This is a genomic window from Exiguobacterium alkaliphilum (assembly GCF_018138125.1).
Taxonomy (GTDB): Bacteria; Bacillota; Bacilli; order Exiguobacteriales; family Exiguobacteriaceae; genus Exiguobacterium; species Exiguobacterium alkaliphilum.
This window is the reverse complement of sequence record NZ_CP073101.1, coordinates 337,501-357,500: the sequence shown is the minus strand read 5'-3', so window position 1 is coordinate 357,500 and position 20,000 is coordinate 337,501. Positions and strand designations below refer to the sequence as shown.

The following is a 20,000-nucleotide window of genomic DNA, read 5'->3' as shown; positions in this document are numbered from 1 at the left end:
ATCGCGTTTGGCGCTGACAAGAGACTTAGCAAATGTCAGCACATCGTCCTCCTCCATGTCTAACACATGAAAGGCCAGTCGAATGGCCGTTTTCGGACCAATGCCTGGTAATTTTGTAAAACTCTCAATCAACCGCCCAATCGCTTCAGGGTATTGCAACTCGCATCTTTCCTTTCTTCACTTAAAAGCCTGGGAGGTTCATCCCTTGTGTGAAACGTCCCATCTTATCGTTTACAAGTTGATCCGCTTGTTTCATTGCGTCGTTCACCGCTGCGAGCACAAGATCTTGCAACATTTCAACATCATCCGGGTCGACCGCATCTTCCGCGATGATGACGTCTAGCACTTCTTTGTGGCCACTGACGATGACTTTGACCATGCCGCCACCTGCCGTCCCTTCAACCGTCATGTCTTTCAGCTCTTCTTGAGCTTTCGCCATGTCTTTTTGCATTTTCTGCATCTGTTTCATCATATTGTTCATGTTTCCCATTCCACGCATATAAAGCGCCTCCTTTGTTAAACCTCTTCGATTTCGACGACATCACCGAAACGTTCGAACGCCTGTGCGACAAGCGGATCTTCTTCTGCCGGCTTCGCTTCTTCTTTCGTATCCGTGCGCTCTGCTTGTTTTTGAAGGATGAACTCGTTTTTCAATTCAAGCCAATCTGTTTCAAGTACAGCCATAATTTCTCGCCGGATCCCCGTTACTTCAAACAACGCTTGTTCGATTACGTCACGGGTGCGGCCATTCGAACTGACTTGTTCATAATGCCATGTCATCCCATCTTTAAATTGTACCAGTAAGGTGTCGCTTGCACAAAGGACAGCCTCACTCTCATAGAACAATGCAAAGATTGGACCATCTTGTGTTCGGATATTCCCCATGATATCTTCCCAGCTATCGCGAATCGCGTTCAAGTGCTGACGTTCTGCCCGCTGCAGGAGTTGACGAATCCGTTCTTTCGGCACGCGAATTTGGGTCCGTTTGACGGCTTTCGGTTTGTCCGCAGGCGCGTCCGCTACCGCCACGCCATTTTTTTTCACTTCGCTCAACTCTTTACTCAGTTCACGGACTTGATCTTGTAGCTGTTGCATCTGCTCGCTCATCGTCCGACCTTGTTCGGCAATCCGGATAAATGTCAATTCAACGAGTACTTTCGGATGGTTCGACAAACGCATCTGTTGCTGACACTCGTTTAGCTCTTCGATGACTTGAAACAACGCGTCCGTCGTCGTCGCCTCGACGAAGGCACGGAACTGTTCGTTCGGCCGGGCCCGCTCAAGTAAATCGACGGCTTGAGGGGAAGCTTTTAAGAGTAGCGCGTCCCGATGAATGAAGACGAGATCTTCCACGAAACGCTTCAAGTCTTTCCCGTCGCGCAACATTGTCTCTAGCGTATTAAGAATGCGATCGAGTTGTTTTTGTTGTAAGCCATAAGCCATCTCAAGTAACGCATCGTCCGTTACGGCTCCCGTCACTTCAAGGACGGCGTCTTCGGTCAAACGGTCATCGCTGAAGGCCAAGGCTTGATCTAACAAACTCAATGCATCGCGCATGCCGCCATCGGCCGCACGGGCAATCAGCTTGAGCGCTTCTGGGTCATATTCATATTCTTGATCGTTTAAAATATAGGCCATTCGCGTCTGCAACTGACTAACTTCATGGCGCTTCACGTCAAAGCGCTGGCAGCGCGAGATAATCGTCGCCGGAATCTTATGCGGTTCCGTTGTCGCTAAAATAAAGATGGCATGCGGCGGCGGTTCTTCTAACGTTTTTAACAACGCGTTGAACGCACCCGTCGACAACATGTGCACCTCATCGATGATGTATACTTTGAAGCGCGCTTGCGAAGGCGGATATTTCACTTTATCTCGAATCTCGCGAATCTCATCGACACCGTTATTTGAAGCGGCATCGATTTCGAACACGTCTGGGCTCGTCCCTTCGGTGATGGCGATACATGTCGGGCATGTATTACACGGCTCTCTCGTCGGTGCTGTCTCACAGTTGATTGCTTTCGCGATAATTTTAGCAAGACTCGTTTTCCCTGTCCCTCTTGGACCGGAGAACAAGTAGGCATGGGATACCCGCTCCTCGAGCAACGCATTTTGAATCGTGCGTGTGATATGAACTTGGCCGACTACCTCTTGGAACGACTGCGGACGATAGACCCGATACAATGCTTGATACGCCATGTCTCCGCCTCCTTTCTCTCAATTGTCTCTATTTCATCATACAAAAAAATCTACAACCCTGGGGCCGTAGATTAAAGTTATTAAATAAATCTGCCGCGCACCGATTTCTGAAAGCACGTCAATGTGCGTTACTCATGCAGTTTGCTCGGCCCAAGCACCCCTGCGGCACACGGTACGTCACCACTTAAGGCTGCTTCCTTCCGGACCTGACCTGGTTCATGGGTGACCGTTGCGCAGGACTCAGACGTCAACGCCACTTACACGAGGACGGGCCACACCAATGCACTCCCTCGAATCGGAATTCAGTCTCGCTATAGCGGATTGCGAGTTACAGGGCACCGCTACCTCCCCGCCTAGCACGGCAAATGGGTAAATGAAGTTAAGCACTTCGTTGAGTGCTATTACATTATACTGTTTAATCTATAGGGTTGCAACCTCTCTGTTCAAGCCGAGCTAGCTTCTTCCTTTGACGAAGGTCACGAAAGAAATCCGTCAAGAGGGCGCCACATTCTTCTGCTAAAACATTTTCCGTCACCTCGGCCTGGTGATTGAACCGTTCATCTTGCACGAGGTTCATGAGCGTCCCACAACAGCCGCCTTTTGGATCATGCGCTCCGAAGATGACCCGTTTCACACGCGAGAGAACAATGGCACCCGCGCACATCGGGCACGGTTCTAACGTCACATACAACTCACAGTCTTCAAGCCGCCAATTTTGAAGCGTTTCGTTCGCCGCCTCGATTGCAATCATTTCCGCGTGAGCCGCTGCCAACAAGTCCGTTTCTCGACGATTATGACCGGTCGCAATCACCTCGTCACCTTTGACGATGACGCATCCGATTGGGACTTCGCCGATCGCTTCCGCCTTCTTTGCTTCTTCTATAGCGAGCCGCATAAATCGTTCATCACGTTCCATATTCACACTCCGTTTCGCATCACTTATTATGAAAAAAAATGAAAATCATTTCGCTCGCCCTATCCCATCCATTGTATGCTAGAATGGAACTTGCACTTTGGATAATGGAGGATGACATCATATGTTTATAACGGTAGAGGGACCGATTGGTGTCGGGAAAACGTCACTGGCCCATATCATCAGTCAGCACTTTTCAATGCAAATGCTGAATGAAATTGTAGAAGAGAACCCATTTCTCGGCAAGTTTTATGAAGATATCGAAGAATGGAGTTTCCAAACGGAAATGTTCTTCTTGTGCAATCGCTTCAAGCAATTAGACGATATCCACAAACACCACTTGAGTCAACAGCAATCCGTCGTTTCAGACTATCATATTTTCAAGAACTTGATTTTTGCCCACCGTTCCCTACGACCGGCTCACTTGAACAAGTACGAGCAAATCTATAAGATTTTGACCCATGATATGCCGAAACCTGATGTCGTCATCTACTTGCACGCGAGCATCGAGACGCTCATGAAACGTGTCGCTTTGCGTGGACGTGAAGTAGAAGAGAACATGTCACGCGATTACCTCGAACAACTCGCTCGTGATTACGAGACGTTCGTCGAATCGTATCGCGCGACCCACCCCGAAGTGACGATTCTATCGTTTAGCGGCGACGAGCTCGACTTCGTCCACAACCCGGATGATTTGAAGCACGTCCTCACTACGATTGAACGCGAATTAGAATTGACTAAAGGAGCACAAGCAAAATGACGCTGAATGAAAAGTATAACATTCCGAATGACACGATCATCACGATTGGCGGCATGGTCGGAATCGGAAAGTCGACGATCACCAACTCGCTCGCAGACGCCCTGAACTTCCGGACGTCTCTCGAGAAAGTAGACACGAACCCGTATCTCGATAAATTCTATCATGATTTCGAGCGTTGGAGCTTCCATCTCCAAATCTACTTCTTGGCTGAACGTTTCAAAGAACAGAAGAAGATTTTCCAATATGGCGGCGGATTTATCCAAGACCGTTCGATTTATGAAGATACAGGGATTTTTGCGAAGATGCATTACGAGAAAGGCACGATGTCGCCAACAGACTACGAGACGTACTCGAGTCTATTTGAAGCGATGGTGCTCACTCCATTCTTCCCACACCCAGATTTGCTCATCTATCTAGAAGGCTCGTTCGAGCAAGTGCTCGACCGCATCCAAATGCGTGGGCGTGAGATGGAACAACAGACCCCGATCTCGTATTGGGAAGAGATGTACGAGCGGTATACCGAGTGGATTAACAACTTTAACCTTTGCCCGGTGCTTCGTCTTTCAATCGAAGAATACGATTTGATTAACGATCCAGATTCGGTCGAACTCATCCTTGAGAAGATTGAAAAACAATTGACGATCGCACGTGAAGCGAAAGTCAGATAAGTAAGAAGGTGCGTCGCATACAGAAGCGGCGCACCTTTTTTATATGTGGGCAATCGCCCGCTTATCGTGCCGCGGCGTCTTCCGTGCCTTCCGGAACCCGTCGATGGAATCGAACACGGCCGCCAAAATCGTGATGGCGACGACTATACCGAACACCCAAGTGAGCGAGACACTAGCCGGTACATTCGTCTCGACCCAGGCGAGGAACCGTGCATCGAACAATCGCGGTGAACTCGCCATCCAGATGATGAATGTGGCCGACGCGAGATTGTACACCAAGTTATACGATGCAAACGCATATGACCAACGGCCTTTCACCCATTTCCACAACCCGAGCCCGACTTGAAGCAACACGATGACGAGGAATAATCCAATCACGTCAAAAAGAAACGTTTGGTTGAACACCGGCGTCACCATCGTGAAGCCTGTCGTCGTCGATTCATAGATGCCAATCAACCGCTCCGCGTTGACGTACACACCGAACCAGACCGCCGTAAAAAACAACCCGATCCCAGCATCCCACTTGCTGATCCGTCCGCCGCGCTCCCGTTCCCGAAGTGTATTCACATCCCACTTCATCTTCGGCGTTTTCACATCTTCGCCTCCATAACGCTCGATTAAAAAGAAGACGAGAGTAATCCAAAAGATCAGTTGAATACCGACGTTCCATAACGCGTCCCACACGTTCGTCAAAAACGTACCGAGCGTCGGAAGGACCGGACCTGAAAACGTTGGAATGCTCGCTAGCACGAGACCTGCAAAGACGACTGCTAGCACAATCGGTACGACGAGCTTCAAGATCGAGACGTAGAAAGGGAACAGCGTCGGTCCGATGACATATTGCCCTTTAAGGACGCGCGCTGCCACGACCGCAGGATGTCCCATTTCATCCAATACACGTTTCACTTCCACTTCCATCGCATCCGCCGGCAACTTCGCTTCAATCTCATGGCGCAACGATTCGGCCAGCTCGTCACGTCTCCCCGCCGGAACATGCTTGACGACCTCCTCGACATATAGCTCGACCCAATCCATGACGTTCACCTTCTTTCTCATGAATCCGCACAAACTCTATACGATTAGAATTCCCGCTTTCCTATGAGACTAGCCGTTGTTCGCCACTTTGCCACAAAAAAAAGCCGCAGACCGGAGTCTGCGACCATAAAAAAACGCATCTGCCCATGCAGATGCCCAATCAAGCGGAGTTGGTGGGATTCGAACCCACGCGAGCCTTGCGACTCCTAACGGATTTCGAGTCCGTCCCCTTCAGCCGGACTTGGGTACAACTCCAGGCTTAAAAAAGTGTAAAAAAAAGAAAGTGGAGGAGGTGGTGGGATTCGAACCCACGCAGGCTATTACACCCCTGACGGTTTTCAAGACCGTTCCCTTAAACCACTTGGGTACACCTCCAAAAGATATGAAATTGTTGAGCCTCCAAAATAAAAATGGAGGAGGTGGTGGGATTCGAACCCACGCAGGCTGTTACACCCCTGACGGTTTTCAAGACCGTTCCCTTAAACCACTTGGGTACACCTCCAAAGCTCATATACAATTCGCGAACAATCATCTCGCTCGACATGATTTATAGTACCAACTGATGGGACAGATGTCAAACCCTTTTGTGAAAAAACATTAGAAAAATTTTTATAAAAAATCCGTCGACACGAGTGTCGTGTCGACGGGGTAAAAACGAGCTTAACGTGGCATCTCGATTTTCTCGATGCCGCCCATATATGGACGAAGCACGTCAGGAATGACGACCGAGCCGTCCGCTTGTTGGAAGTTCTCCAAAATCGCAGCGACTGTCCGACCGACAGCAAGTCCTGATCCGTTCAGTGTATGCACGAACTCCGGTTTCGCATTCACGTCACGACGGAAACGGATCCCAGCACGGCGCGCTTGGAAATCTTCAAAGTTTGAGCAAGAAGAGATTTCGCGGTACATGCCTTGAGCCGGCATCCACACCTCGATATCGTATTTCTTCGCAGCCGTGAAACCGAGGTCGGCCGTACACATGCTGAGCACTTGATACGGGAGACCGAGACGCTTGAGCACTTCCTCCGCGTGACCTGTCAACAGCTCGAGTTGCTCGTAAGACTCCTCAGGCTTCACGAAACGGACGAGCTCGACTTTGTTGAATTGGTGCTGACGGATGAGACCACGCGTATCGCGGCCGGCCGAGCCGGCTTCTGAACGGAAGCAAGCGCTGTACGCCGTGTACGTGATTGGAAGCTGTTCCTCTGCGATAATCTCATCACGGTGCATGTTCGTCACCGGCACTTCCGCTGTCGGGACGAGGAAGTAGTTCGTATCCGCCACTTTAAACGCGTCTTCTTCAAACTTTGGAAGCTGACCCGTCCCGGTCATCGCATCGCGGTTGACCATGTATGGCGGGAGGACTTCTGAATAGCCGTGCTCATCGGCATGCATGTCCATCATAAAGTTGATCAAGGCGCGCTCTAAACGGGCACCGAGTCCTTTATAGAAGACAAAGCGGCTGCCCGTGACTTTCCCAGCCCGCTCGACGTCGACAATCTTCAAGTCTTCCATCACGTCCCAGTGCTGTTTCATCTCGAAATCGAACGTCGGTTTCGTTCCGACTTCACGAATCGTGACGTTGTCGTCTTCCGTTTCACCGATTGGTGTTGATTCATGCGGAATGTTCGGGATGCTGAGCAAAATCATGTTCAACTCCGCTTCGACTTCACGCAAGTCTTCATCCAACAACTTGATTTCATCCCCGAGTCGGCGTGTCTCGAGAATCGGTGCGTCTGCGTCTTGTTTGTTCCGCTTCAATTCGGCGATTTGTTTTGACGCCTCGTTCCGTTTTGCTTTCTTTACATCGACTTCGTTAATCAGGTTGCGTCGTTTCTCCTCGAGCTCTGGGAAACGGTCAAGCGCGCTCAAGTCTTCCCCTCGGTGGGCGAGCTTCGCTTTAATGTCTTCAAAATCTTGGCGTAATCGTTTAATGTCTAACATTCTTATTTCCTCCTTTTTCACATAAAAAAGGCGGCACGTCCCTTTCCCGTAGGAAAGGGACGAACCACCTTGGATCCGCGTTGCCACCCTCGTTGCCTGAAATCCAGGCCACTCGATGCACGTAACGTGTGCAGGACGTGACTTGTTTCCAAGCCAATGCTCCGAGGCCGATTCGGTTACACCATCCCGCTAGTTTGCACCAACCACTAGCTCTCTGTCAGTAGATGACTGTAACGTACTTTTCCTCATCATTGCATCTGTCATTGAATTAGTTTTACTTTACAACAACTCGAGTCTATCGACAAGACTCAGTTTTCCGAGCACGAGTCGGACCTCATCAAGAAAATCTGAAAACGCACGCGTCATCCGTGTTAAAAACGATGCCGTGTCGACCGTTTCTGCTGCAACGAGCGTCGCTTTCGGCGGTTGCTCGCCATCTAAGTAACGGACCGATTCAGAAAGTTCGACCGTCACCGTGCCGACTTGCTTGTCTGTAGCAAGCGGTGCTGTCGTGTCGGGTAAATCATAAACGAGGGACGGGACTTCTTGCCCTTTCTCAATCAATACCTCGAACGTGGACGTCGTGCGGACCGTAGCCCGCTCCGTCTCCCCGCCCGCCACGAAGACAGACTCTGGCACAACCTCGCCGCTCCGTAACAGCGGGGTCATGACAAACTCGCCATACGCATAGTCATGGAGTGCTTTCGTCGCCGTGTAACGACCTTCGTCTGTCTTCGCGCCTAATACGACAGACAATACGGTCCGCCCATCCCGTGTCGAGACACCGACGAAACAGTATCCGGCGTCGTCTGTCGTCCCCGTTTTGAAACCGAGCATGCCGGTATACGACAAATCACGGCCGGCGAGCATCCGGTTCGTCGCTTCGAAACGAACACCGTCAATATCGACGTACGCCTGCTTCGTCACATCGAGCACGTCGGGGTATTTCGTTAAATAAGCGAGCGCCAGTTTCATCAAATCGCTCGCCGACGTCAAGTTCTCGCCCGGACGTCCGGCGGAGACCGAGTCGAGTCCAGATGCGTTCGCGAACGTCGTCTGAGTCATCCCGAGCGCCGTCGCCCGTTCGTTCATCAACTCGACGAACGCCGCTTCCGACCCGGAGACCGCCTCACCGAGCGTGACGGCGGCTTCGTTCGCCGAGCGAATCAACGCCACATCATATAATTCTTTCACCGTATACGGTTTATTGACGAGCGGGATGCGAGCAAGACCTGGCTTCTGTGTCAATGCGAGCGCCTCCGCGCTCGGTGTCACTTCCTGATTCCAACTGAGTTCGCCCGCCTCGATCGCTTCGCGGACGAGGAACGCGGTCATCAGTTTTGTAATCGAGGCCGGAGGTAACATCGCATCTTCCTCTTTTGAAAACAGCACTTGACCCGTCGTCAAATCGACGAGCATCGCCCCGCTCGCCTCAACGCTCGGTGCGGCCGCTGCGTTGTTCGGATTCATTATATTCATGAAGATTGCTCCGATGAGCAACCACATCATCCATCTCGCTTTCACAACCTTGCCCCTTTCTGTTCATGTCTCGTTTTAGTGTAGCAAAAAACGGCATAAAAAAGGCTCCCGATTTCAGGAGCCTCTCATTTATGCGAGTTGATGCTTGTTCGCCGCCACGACGTTCAAGAAATAGCGGTGCATCGACAAATCGTCTGTCAGCTCAGGATGGAACGAGCAAGCGACATATTTATCGTAGCGGACAGCCACGATGGCCTCTTCCACTTCTGCGAGGACATCGACGACCGGTTCGACCGACGCGACTTGCGGAGCGCGGATGAATACCGCTTCTACCGCCTCGTCAATCCCTTTCACCGGTAACGTGACTTCGAAGCTGTCGACTTGACGGCCGAACGCGTTCCGTTTCACGGTCATCGGGATTTTCCGTAGATGGGCATCGTATCCCTCGACTTCCGTCGCGAGCAAAATCAAGCCGGCACACGTTCCGAACATCGGGAGTTCCGTGTTGTCACGAAGCGGTTCGAGTAACCCGTAGCGGTCGAGTAGACGACGCATCGCCGTGCTTTCCCCACCTGGTAGGACGAGACCGTCAATTTGACTCAAGTCTTCGACCGAGCGGACGACGCGCGTGTCCACGCCGAGTGCTTCGAGCATCCGAACGTGTTCGCGAATCGCCCCTTGCATTCCGAGTACGCCAATCGTCGTCATCTTACCAGCCCCGTGGTGCCATGAGCTCTTCTTCTTTAAGCGTACGGACGTCTAAGCCTTTCATCGCTTCGCCGAGACCTTTTGACAAACTCGCGATACGCTCGTAGTCGTCGTGGTACGTCGTCGCTTCGACGATCGCACGGGCGAACTTCTCCGGGTTCTCGGCTTTGAAGATTCCTGATCCGACGAAGACGCCGTCCGCACCGAGGTGCATCATGAGCGCCGCATCGGCCGGTGTCGCGATGCCGCCTGCTGCGAAGTTGACGACCGGAAGGCGGCCAGCTTCACGGATTTGCATGAGGACTTCGAACGGTGCACCGAGGTCGCGCGCTTCCGTCATCACTTCATCGACGCTCATCGAGAGGAGACGTTTCACTTGTGCTTGAACCGTGCGCATGTGACGAACCGCTTCGACGATGTTCCCTGTTCCCGGCTCACCTTTCGTCCGAATCATCGCTGCGCCTTCGCCGATGCGACGCGCTGCCTCACCAAGGTCACGGGCGCCACAGACGAACGGTGCTTTGTAGTCACGCTTGTACAAGTGGAACTCTTCGTCCGCTGGCGTCAACACTTCGCTCTCGTCGATGAAATCGACCCCCATCGATTCAAGGACACGTGCTTCGGCGATATGACCGATCCGGCATTTTGCCATGACTGGGACCGAGACCGCTCCCATGACGTCTTCGATAATCGTTGGGTCTGCCATCCGGGCAACTCCACCCATTTTACGAATATCTGAAGGAACGCGCTCGAGTGCCATGACGGCGACCGCACCTGCCGCCTCAGCAATTTTAGCTTGTTCTGCGTTGATGACGTCCATGATGACGCCGCCTTTTTGCATCTCGGCCATCCCGCGTTTTACTTTATCTGTACCGACTTGTCTCTTTTCCATTTAAATCCCCTCCATATAGGCTAATCTACTTGTAAGTATAGATTGAATTGACTATATTGAAAGTGTCAGTTTGATAGTTTTTAAAGTGGTCAGTTCAGTTGAAGGACTTCCGTTTTGCATTCTCGAATGGAATCAATGAGAAAGGAGGACTGTGAGATGGCACAATTCGACCCGCGCGACAAAGCGCAAGATCGTACTTACTATGGGAAACCAGGTTTATTCGGCTTACTCCTCGTCCTTGGTTTCGTCCTTTATTTCTTCTTCGGGTGACCACGGAAAGGATTCATGATGGATATGCTCACGCTCGCGCTCGAACCTGAATCGAGCACGCCTTTATATGAACAACTTTATTTACACATCCGCCAAGCGATCATCGACGATACGTTGACGACCGGGACGAAATTGCCGTCCAAGCGGAAATTGAGCGACTTCATCGACGTCTCCCAGACGACAATCGAACTCGCCTACGCTCAGCTCCTTGCCGAGGGCTATATCGAGTCCGTTCCGAGGAAAGGTTTCTACGTGTTGCCGCAAGAAGAGCTATACGTGCAGCGCAACGAGCGGATGCAGACGATTGAGCCGCTCCCAGAGAAGAAGACGTATACGTTTGACGTATACCCGAGTCAAATCGACACGGCCGCCTTTCCGTTCGAACGATGGCGCCGCCATATCAAACAAGTTGTCACCGAGGAGAACAGTGACTTGCTCACCCTCGGTCCCGTCCAAGGCGACCTCGTGCTCCGTCAAGAGATCGCGACGTATCTCTATCATTCCCGAGGTGTGAGCTGTTCTCCTGAACAGATTATTGTCGGTTCCGGCACCGAGCAGTTGCTCCCGCAACTTCTCGACTTGTTGACCGACGCGAAGACGTTCGGCATTGAAGACCCAGGGTACCCGCTCACAAAACAGCTATTCGAACAGCAAAAGCTTCGTTATATTCCAATCCCCGTCGATGAGAGCGGTCTCGTCGTCGACCGACTCGAGACAGAACAAATCGATGCCGTCTACGTCACGCCGGCCCATCAGTTCCCGACCGGTACAATCTTGTCCGTCAGTCGACGGCAACGCCTTTTGAACTGGGCGTCCGACCGTCAGACGTACATCATCGAGGACGATTATGATAGCGAGTTCCGCTATAGCGGGAAGCCAATCCCTTCACTGCAAAGCATGGACCAAAACGAGCGCGTCATTTATTTGAGCACGTTCTCAAAATCGCTCATGCCGTCGCTTCGAATCGGGTATATGGTATTGCCGCCAAAACTGTTGAATCGATACCGGGCACGTTACCGTCATTTCACTTGCAGCGTGCCCCGCTTCGAACAGCATACGCTCGCTGAGTTCATGGCATGTGGAGACTTCGAGAAACATTTGAACCGGATGCGCAAAACCTATCGGCGAAAACTCGAGATTGTCGTCTCCGCCTTCAAACCATATGAATCGGCCATAACGGTCTCTGGAACGAGTGCGGGTCTCCATGTCATCCTGACAGTGAAGACAGCTCATTCGAATGAGACGTTGCGCCGACAAGCCGAGGCGGCAAGTATTCGCATGAAAGCGATGGATGAATACGCGATTCATCGGCAAGATTTGACCCGACAGTTCCTGTTCGGGTTTGCCGCCATCTCAGAGGACGTGTTGCCAATCGTGATCGACCGACTCATGTCGTGTTGGCATATACCGAAAGGAGGGACATCCGGGGGCTAAGCTACCGCGGATGACACAATCATGAGACGCATCCGCTTCGGACTGGGTATCCTCTTCATCCTTGTCGGGTTGTTTTTCCTATCGAACGCGTGGTGGAAAGACCAAGTCGCGGTGTCTAACAGTCAACGCGTGACCGAAGGCTTGCAACTGAAGCAACCGAAATCAGGCGAGTTTGACTTTTCAGCTGTCGCTCCGCTGTCATGGACCGATTTAGTGACAGTGCGCAATCGTTTTCATGAATTGCCGACAATCGGAGTGATTTCGGTGCCGGAAATCAAGTTGGAGTTGCCCATCATGTATGGACTTGAAGCCGATAACTTGGCCGTCGGGGCCGGGACGATGCGTCCAAACCAACAGATGGGGCTCGGCAATTACGCTTTGGCCGGTCATTATACCCAAAGCCCGACCTCCTTGTTTGGCCCACTCCATGAGATTGAAACGGGAATGAGCGTGTACGTCACCGACTTGACGCACACGTATGAATATGTCGTCACGTCGCTTGAAACGGTTCCGCCATCTCGAGTCGATGTGCTCGATGAGACAATCGATCCGACCATCACGCTCGTCACATGTACGTTTGATGCGACCGAGCGATTGATTGTTAAAGGAAGATTGGCTCAGACAACACCTTATGCCCCGTGACCGCCCACAAAAATGTTGGGCGGCTTTTTATTTTTTAAAAATTATATTGTTAACGCTTACATAATCGGCTACACTATTTTTGAAACCGGTTGCACAATTTTCCTATTTCGTTGCCCTGTAGACGATCAAATTTCCTGAAAGAGGTGCTTTATGAAGAATAAAACCGCACGCCGTACGTCCACCCTCCTGTTATCTTCTGTCCTCCTGATTCAAACAGGCGTCCCGGTGAACGTCCTCGCCGAACCGACGGCAATCAACATTGATGGAGTCAAGAGTGATTGGGCCAACGTCCCGGCGCTCGCCACGTCCCCTACGGCCGGATGGCAAGGGTTTGACCTCGGCGACTTGTACATGCAAAATGACGCCAAGCATCTTTATTTCTATGTCGATGCGAAGAATGTCCCGAATTGGGGCGACAACGGCCAGTACATAAACATCGCACTTCAAGTGAATGACGAGGACTCGGGCGTGAACACGAATCCACTCGGTTACCCGTTCAACTTCAGTCAAACCGATCGGAAGCCGCAGTATCATATTTTACTTCGCGTCGATGGCGACACAGCGATTAAAGAAGCCGCGCTCTATGAATCGGGCAAGTCCGTTCCACTCGCGAATTTGACGAACTTGAACGGCGCCTCGTTCGCCCTCGATCGGACGAAAGGTTTCGAAGGAAAAATTCCATTGTCGCTGCTTGGTTTAACGAACAACGACCAGCTCCGGGTCTTGACCGTGCTGAGTGGAAACAATGCCGGAGAACACGGCGCATTTGACACCATCCCAAGCAATCCGGGCAACAAACTAGCCGACAGTTGGAACGTCTCGGCGAACCCATCGACGCAATCCGTGTATAGCTCGGCCTATACGCTGCGCGGTGTCGAGTCGGTGAGCCAATTGGAAGTGACGACCGTAACGCCGGCGAACCAATCGACGGACATCGCCCTCGATGCCCCGATTACATGGACGTTCAATGAACCCGTCACACTCAATGCTTCCGATGTCAGCTTGAAGAGCGGGGATACGTCTGTCCCGTTCCGTGTCGAAACGAGCGGATCGACGGTGACGGTGACACCGACAGCTCCATTTACACTCGGTCAAACGTTGGAAGCGACCATCCCAGCAGGTGCCGTCACAGGCAAATTGTCGAACACGACGCTCCCTGCCCTCACGACGTCGTTTAAGACGATCACGGAAGTGGCGGATCCATGGAAGACGCAGCGGTATATCGAGATGACGTACGTCCGGGCAGACGGGGATTATAAGGATTGGAACTTATGGACGTGGAGCACCGGTGCGAAAGATGGGCAAGTCGATCCGTACAAAGTGACCGAAGCTGGGGCCATCTTCCGCATCCCGGTCGGAAAAGACGCGACGAACGTCGGCTTCGTCATTCGCAAAGGCACGGACTGGGCCGTCAAAGACGGTTACGGGGAAGACCGATACGTCAAACTCGGTACCGATCGCATCACAAAAGTCGTCGTTGAGAGCGGAAAAGGTGTGTTCCACCAAGTGCCGACGATTCAAGGACCGGTCTTTGAAAACGGCGAGATTACGTTCTTCTATCGAGATAAAGCGTTATATGAAGCAGGTACACTCAATCAAATCGAGCGCGTCGCTTTGAAAGTGAACGGGACGACGTATCCGATGACGTACGAAGCGAAGAACGAATGGTTCCGTCACACGGTTAAACTACCGGAAGGAACACACGACTACACGTTCCTCGTGACGAAAGATGGCGTGACGACCGAGGTGAAAGACCCTTATTTCGAAGCGTCACGTGTCGAATACAAACGTCCCAACGTCAAGTTGACGTCGTCCGTCTCACCAAAAGCCATCAGTTCGCGGGAAAACGCCGTCGTTCACGTGAAGCCGACGCTTCCAAAAGGAGTGACGTTGCGTGAGCTTTACATCGATGCCCGCCCACTCGGTGGACCGGCAAAACTAGCAATCGACCCAGCGCTAAACAAACAGACGATCGCGGTCAAAGACTCTGTGAAGCCGGGCAATAAAACGCTGACGATTCAAGCAATCGACCAATACGGTAACGTGCACACGACGAAGACAAGCGTCAACGTCCGACCGGTCACGATGAAAGACAAACAAGAATTCGACTGGGACGAGGCACGGATTTACTTCATGTTGACGGACCGGTTCTATGACGGCGACAAGACGAACAACAATCCGAACGGAGAGTATTACGACTTAGATCATCCTGAGTCATATCACGGCGGTGATTTCGCCGGTATCACGAAAAAACTCGACTATCTCGATAAGCTAGGCATCAACACGATTTGGATCACGCCGATTGTGGATAACATCGACTGGGATCTCCGCTACGGAAAAGAAGGATCTCAATATGGCTATCATGGCTATTGGGCGAAAAACTTCGAGAAACTCGATGAACATCTCGGGGACATGGCAGCGTTCCATCGTTTAATTGACGCCGCGAACGAACGCGGTATCAAAATCATGGTCGATGTCGTCTTGAACCACCCAGGTTATGGGATGGAACCTGGTGCGGTATCGAATGGAGCGACGAACTTCCCGACGAATAAAGAGCGGCAAGTATTTGAAGGCATGATTCGTTCGAATCCGGTCGACGGGGACGACTTGAAGATGTCGCTTTCTGGACTTCCGGACTTTAAGACAGAAGAAGCTGCCGTCCGGGACCAACTCGTCAAATGGCAAACCGACTGGATTAAGCGCTCGAAAACGAAGAAAGGCAACACGATTGATTACTTCCGGGTCGACACGGTCAAACACGTCGATTCGACGACGTGGAAGTCGTTCAAAAACGAGTTGACTGCCATCAAGCCGGACTTCAAGCTAATTGGTGAACATTACGGTGCAAGTGTGAATAACACAGGCGGTTACTTGCGTAGCGGTCAAATGGACTCCCTCCTCGACTTTGATTTCAAATATCAAGCGGAGAGCTTCGTGAACGGGAACATTGATGGAGTCGAAAGTGCCCTTCAATACCGGAACAAGCAACTATCAAACGAGGCGACGCTTGGTCAGTTCTTGTCGAGCCATGACGAAGATGGCTTCCTCGTCTCGCGTGCAGGTGGCGACGAAGGAAAACATATGGTCGCGGCCTCGCTTCAAATGACAGCCAAAGGGCAACCGGTCATTTACTACGGTGAAGAGATCGGCCAATCTGGAAAACATGCTGGTGACATGGATAAAGGCGAGTTTAACGAAAACCGTTACGACTTCGACTGGAAACGCGTCACGGGTGAAGGGAAAGCGATGCATACGCATTACCAGAAGCTGTTGAACATCCGTGCCGATTACTCGAAAGTGTTCAGCAAAGGGACACGCACTGTTGTTTCCGGGGGATCGAACACAGGCTATTCCATCTTTGAACGAACATACGGCAAACAATCTGTCCTTGTCGGCTTGAACACGAAAGAGACGGCGCAAAAGGCGACGTTCCAAACGAAACACAAGCATAAGACCGTGCTCGTCGATCGCTATAGTGGACGCGCTTACGTCGTACAACACGATGGCAAAGTCACGGTACAATTGCCTGCCCAAGATCAAGGCGGGACCGTCATCCTTGTGAAGAGATAAAAAAATCCGTTGCTCACGATTTGAGCAACGGATTTTTTTATCTTGAGTAGTTTGGTGCTTCTTTTGTGATATGCACATCGTGCGGATGGCTCTCTTGCAGTCCAGCACCTGTCATGCGGATGAACTGTGTGTCTTCACGAAGCGAACGAATGTCTGCGGCGCCACAATAGCCCATCCCTGAACGAAGACCACCGATGAGTTGGTAAACCGTATCGGCCAATTCACCCCGATAGGCGACGCGTCCTTCGATACCTTCTGGGACGAACTTCTTATCAGCTTCTTGGAAGTAACGGTCTTGGCTACCACGTTTCATCGATGCTTCCGATCCCATTCCACGATACGTCTTGAACTGACGGCCCTGGTAAATTTCCATTTCGCCCGGGCTTTCTTTCACACCGGCCAAGAGGCTACCGAGCATGACAGCATGCGCACCTGCAGCAATCGCCTTGACGATATCGCCTGAGTATTTGATGCCACCGTCGGCGATGACCGTCACGCCATGTTCACGGGCTTCTGTGACACAGTCATAGACAGCCGTGATTTGCGGCACACCCACTCCTGCGACAACACGTGTCGTACAAATCGAACCAGGACCGATACCGACTTTGATGACCGAAGCACCGGCTTCAATCAATGCCCGTGTCGCTTCCGCCGTCGCGACGTTACCTGCGATGATCGGGAGTGTCGGGAAAAGGTCACGTAGTTCTTTTACTTTCTCGATGACCCCTGCCGAGTGACCGTGCGCCGTATCGACGACGAGCGCATCAACGCCGGCATCGACCAGGATTTGTGCACGTGACGCAGCATCTCCCGTGACTCCGACTGCAGCCGCGACGAGGAGACGACCTTGCTTATCTTTCGCAGCATGCGGAAATTGTTCGACTTTCTCGATATCTTTCGTCGTGATGAGTCCCTTTAAAATGCCTGCATCATCGACGAGTGGTAACTTCTCGATTCGATGCTGGTGAAGGATGCGTTCCGCTTCTTCAAGCGATGTGCCGACTTTGGCCGTAACCAAGTTTTCAGTCGTCATGACGTCTTCAATCACCGTGGAATAGTCTTTAATGAAACGAAGGTCACGGTTCGTCAAAATCCCGATGAGTTTTCGTTCTGTTTCCGAGTTGACGATTGGTACGCCAGAAATCCGATATTTGCTCATCAAATATTCCGCATCATACACTTGCCGTTCTGGAGTTAAATAGAAAGGGTTTGTGATGACACCGTTCTCTGAACGTTTGACGCGATCGACGTGCTCGGCTTGCATTTCCATGGACATGTTCTTGTGAATGACGCCTAGACCACCTTGGCGTGCCATCGCAATCGCCATCGGTGCTTCCGTCACAGTATCCATCCCGGCACTAATGACTGGAATGTTCAACTCGAGACCTTCACAAAGCTTCGTACTTAAGCTAACGTCTCTTGGTAAGACGTTCGAGAATCTCGGCACGAGTAAGACATCATCAAATGTTAATCCTTCTTTTGCAAACTTGTTTTCCCACATAAAAATCGATTGCCCCTTTCCTATCGGACCCGAATCTTTGTTTCGAAATATTTCTGTAATGGTAACAGGTATGACGAGAAAGTGCAATTCAATTGAGGATGTTCAGAAAGTTCTGAATTGTGTTCGTTTGAGCGAACGTATGGGAAAAACATTCGGAAATCGTTTAAATTTTATTCGTATAATAGGTAGTTTTAGAAGAAAAGCATAGAAAAAGACGACCAAGCAGATGCTTGACCGTCTCATGTTGCCTGGCAACGTCCTATCCTCACAGGGGGAGACCCCCAACTACTTTCGGCGCTGAAGCGCTTAACTTCCGTGTTCGGCATGGGAACGGGTGTGGCCGCTTCGCTATCGCCACCAGACAATTTCAGGCTTGTTCCCTGAAAACTGAAGTTCATCAATTGTCAAACCATAGACTAGATCAAAGCCTCGACCGATTAGTATCATTCAGCTCCACGTGTCACCACGCTTCCACCCATGACCTATCTACCTCATCGTCTCTGAGGGGTCTTTCTTGATTGCTCAAAGGGAAATCTCATCTCGGAGGGGGCTTCATGCTTAGATGCTTTCAGCACTTATCCCGTCCGCACGTAGCTACCCAGCGATGCTCCTGGCGGAACAACTGGTACACCAGCGGTGCGTCCATCCCGGTCCTCTCGTACTAAGGACAGCTCTCCTCAAATTTCCTGCGCCCACGACGGATAGGGACCGAACTGTCTCACGACGTTCTGAACCCAGCTCGCGTACCGCTTTAATGGGCGAACAGCCCAACCCTTGGGACCTACTCCAGCCCCAGGATGCGATGAGCCGACATCGAGGTGCCAAACCTCCCCGTCGATGTGGACTCTTGGGGGAGATCAGCCTGTTATCCCCAGGGTAGCTTTTATCCGTTGAGCGATGGCCCTTCCATGCGGAACCACCGGATCACTAAGCCCGACTTTCGTCCCTGCTCGACTTGTAGGTCTCGCAGTCAAGCTCCCTTCTGCCTTTGCACTCTTCGAATGATTTCCAACCATTCTGAGGGAACCTTTGGGCGCCTCCGTTACTGTTTAGGAGGCGACCGCCCCAGTCAAACTACCCACCTGACACGGTCCTCCAGCCGGATCACGGCTGCGAGTTAGAGACTCTATACGCAAAGGGTGGTATCCCAAGGGTGTCTCCACCGAAGCTGGCGCTCCGGCTTCACAAACTCCCACCTATCCTGTACATCGCGTACAAAGCCTCAATATCAGGCTGTAGTAAAGCTCCATGGGGTCTTTCCGTCCTGTCGCGGGTAACCTGCATCTTCACAGGTACTATGATTTCACCGGGTCTCTCGTTGAGACAGTGCCCAAATCGTTACGCCTTTCGTGCGGGTCGGAACTTACCCGACAAGGAATTTCGCTACCTTAGGACCGTTATAGTTACGGCCGCCGTTTACTGGGGCTTCGGTTCAGTGCTTCTCTTGCGATGACACATCCCCTTAACCTTCCAGCACCGGGCAGGCGTCAGCCCCTATACTTCATCTTGCGATTTAGCAGAGACCTGTGTTTTTGCTAAACAGTCGTTTGGGCCTATTCACTGCGGCTTATGTTGCCATAAGCGTCCCTTCTCCCGAAGTTACGGGACCATTTTGCCGAGTTCCTTAACGAGAGTTATCCCGCGCGTCTTAGAATTCTCATCTCGCCTACCTGTGTCGGTTTACGGTACTGGCGCCGACCTCCTCACTAGAGGCTTTTCTTGGCAGCGTGAAATCCGGTACTTCGCCCTACGGGCTCCACGTCACAGCTCGACCTTGTGTGCCGGGCGGATTTGCCAACCCGACGGCCTCGCTGCTTGTCCGTGCACTTCCAGTCGCACGGTTACCTTATCCTTCTGCGTCCCCCCATCGTTCAAACGGTGGTACGGCGGTACAGGAATATCAACCTGTTGTCCATCGCCTACGCCTTTCGGCCTCGGCTTAGGTCCAGACTAACCCTGAGCGGACGAGCCTTCCTCAGGAAACCTTG

Annotated in this window: 15 protein-coding genes, 3 tRNA genes, 2 rRNA genes, 1 other RNA gene and 1 other annotated feature (2 of these 22 only partly in view); of the genes, 5 read left to right on the top strand and 16 right to left on the bottom strand. The window is 51.7% G+C overall.

Going from position 1 to position 20,000, the window contains the following annotated elements; genetic code table 11:
- The 5 genes from recR to tadA form a co-directional block, all read right to left on the bottom strand.
- Positions 1-159, bottom strand: partial view of a recombination mediator RecR gene (gene recR / locus KB235_RS01830; protein WP_034804443.1) — the 5' end (the start) only. The gene continues 441 nt to the left of window position 1, outside the view; 159 of the gene's 600 nt are visible here — the first part of the coding sequence; its start codon is at positions 157-159; the stop codon falls past the left edge of the window.
- A gap of 22 nt (positions 160-181) precedes the next feature.
- A complete protein-coding gene (locus KB235_RS01825; RefSeq protein ID WP_034804445.1) occupies positions 182-499 on the bottom strand; it encodes a YbaB/EbfC family nucleoid-associated protein in 318 nt (105 codons plus the stop codon).
- 17 nt (positions 500-516) lie between these two features.
- Positions 517-2,196: a DNA polymerase III subunit gamma/tau gene (gene dnaX / locus KB235_RS01820; RefSeq protein ID WP_211780242.1), complete on the bottom strand. Its 1,680-nt coding sequence runs from the start codon at positions 2,194-2,196 to the stop codon at positions 517-519.
- A gap of 93 nt (positions 2,197-2,289) precedes the next feature.
- An RNA gene (ffs, locus tag KB235_RS01815) (signal recognition particle sRNA large type) lies at positions 2,290-2,558 on the bottom strand.
- A gap of 53 nt (positions 2,559-2,611) precedes the next feature.
- Complete coding sequence (gene tadA / locus KB235_RS01810) at positions 2,612-3,112, bottom strand: tRNA adenosine(34) deaminase TadA (protein ID WP_211780241.1); 501 nt, start codon at positions 3,110-3,112, stop codon at positions 2,612-2,614.
- A 121-nt stretch (positions 3,113-3,233) separates the two neighbouring features.
- Here tadA and KB235_RS01805 point away from each other — a divergent pair, with 121 nt between their 5' ends.
- A complete protein-coding gene (locus tag KB235_RS01805; RefSeq protein WP_211780240.1) occupies positions 3,234-3,869 on the top strand; it encodes a deoxynucleoside kinase in 636 nt (211 codons plus the stop codon).
- Entirely contained in the window at positions 3,866-4,537 is a 672-nt protein-coding gene (locus tag KB235_RS01800; protein ID WP_034804458.1) for a deoxynucleoside kinase, read from the top strand. The genes KB235_RS01805 and KB235_RS01800 overlap by 4 nt, the downstream gene beginning before the upstream one ends.
- 39 nt (positions 4,538-4,576) lie before the next feature.
- Here KB235_RS01800 and KB235_RS01795 read toward each other — a convergent pair whose 3' ends face one another.
- The 8 genes from KB235_RS01795 to pdxS form a co-directional block, all read right to left on the bottom strand.
- Complete coding sequence (locus tag KB235_RS01795; protein ID WP_211780239.1) at positions 4,577-5,572, bottom strand: hypothetical protein; 996 nt, start codon at positions 5,570-5,572, stop codon at positions 4,577-4,579.
- 165 nt (positions 5,573-5,737) lie between these two features.
- Positions 5,738-5,827: transfer RNA gene (locus tag KB235_RS01790), tRNA-Ser, on the bottom strand.
- Between the two features lie 29 nt (positions 5,828-5,856).
- A tRNA-Ser gene (locus KB235_RS01785) sits at positions 5,857-5,947 on the bottom strand.
- Between the two features lie 36 nt (positions 5,948-5,983).
- Positions 5,984-6,074, bottom strand: a tRNA-Ser gene (locus tag KB235_RS01780).
- Positions 6,075-6,232: 158 nt separating this feature from the next.
- Positions 6,233-7,516, bottom strand: coding sequence for a serine--tRNA ligase (serS, locus tag KB235_RS01775; RefSeq protein WP_034804464.1), 1,284 nt, complete (start codon positions 7,514-7,516; stop codon positions 6,233-6,235).
- A 52-nt stretch (positions 7,517-7,568) separates the two neighbouring features.
- Positions 7,569-7,777, bottom strand: a binding site (T-box leader).
- Between the two features lie 18 nt (positions 7,778-7,795).
- Complete coding sequence (locus KB235_RS01770) at positions 7,796-9,040, bottom strand: D-alanyl-D-alanine carboxypeptidase family protein (protein ID WP_034817405.1); 1,245 nt, start codon at positions 9,038-9,040, stop codon at positions 7,796-7,798.
- An 84-nt stretch (positions 9,041-9,124) separates the two neighbouring features.
- On the bottom strand, positions 9,125-9,703 hold the full coding sequence (pdxT, locus tag KB235_RS01765; protein WP_034817403.1) for a pyridoxal 5'-phosphate synthase glutaminase subunit PdxT: 579 nt from the start codon (positions 9,701-9,703) through the stop codon (positions 9,125-9,127).
- A gap of 1 nt (position 9,704) precedes the next feature.
- Positions 9,705-10,595, bottom strand: a complete 891-nt coding sequence (gene pdxS / locus KB235_RS01760; RefSeq protein ID WP_034817401.1) for a pyridoxal 5'-phosphate synthase lyase subunit PdxS — start codon at positions 10,593-10,595, stop codon at positions 9,705-9,707.
- A 285-nt stretch (positions 10,596-10,880) separates the two neighbouring features.
- On the opposite strand from pdxS, the gene pdxR reads away from it, so the two are divergent.
- The 3 genes from pdxR (at position 10,881) to KB235_RS01745 (ending at position 16,511) form a co-directional block, all read left to right on the top strand.
- The gene (gene pdxR, locus KB235_RS01755) at positions 10,881-12,299 is read left to right on the top strand and encodes a MocR-like pyridoxine biosynthesis transcription factor PdxR (RefSeq protein WP_246514295.1); all 1,419 of its coding nucleotides are present in this window, start codon (positions 10,881-10,883) and stop codon (positions 12,297-12,299) included.
- A gap of 21 nt (positions 12,300-12,320) precedes the next feature.
- A complete protein-coding gene (locus tag KB235_RS01750; RefSeq protein WP_211780238.1) occupies positions 12,321-12,941 on the top strand; it encodes a class A sortase in 621 nt (206 codons plus the stop codon).
- Positions 12,942-13,091: 150 nt separating this feature from the next.
- Positions 13,092-16,511, top strand: a complete 3,420-nt coding sequence (locus KB235_RS01745; protein WP_211780237.1) for an alpha-amylase family glycosyl hydrolase — start codon at positions 13,092-13,094, stop codon at positions 16,509-16,511.
- Positions 16,512-16,548: 37 nt separating this feature from the next.
- On the opposite strand, the gene guaB is transcribed toward KB235_RS01745, so the two are convergent.
- The 3 genes from guaB to KB235_RS01730 all read right to left on the bottom strand — a co-directional run.
- Positions 16,549-18,012: an IMP dehydrogenase gene (gene guaB / locus KB235_RS01740; protein WP_211780236.1), complete on the bottom strand. Its 1,464-nt coding sequence runs from the start codon at positions 18,010-18,012 to the stop codon at positions 16,549-16,551.
- 246 nt (positions 18,013-18,258) lie between these two features.
- A 5S ribosomal RNA gene (rrf, locus tag KB235_RS01735) occupies positions 18,259-18,374 on the bottom strand.
- Positions 18,375-18,429: 55 nt separating this feature from the next.
- Positions 18,430-20,000, bottom strand: a 23S ribosomal RNA gene (locus KB235_RS01730) (it continues 1,343 nt past the right edge of the window).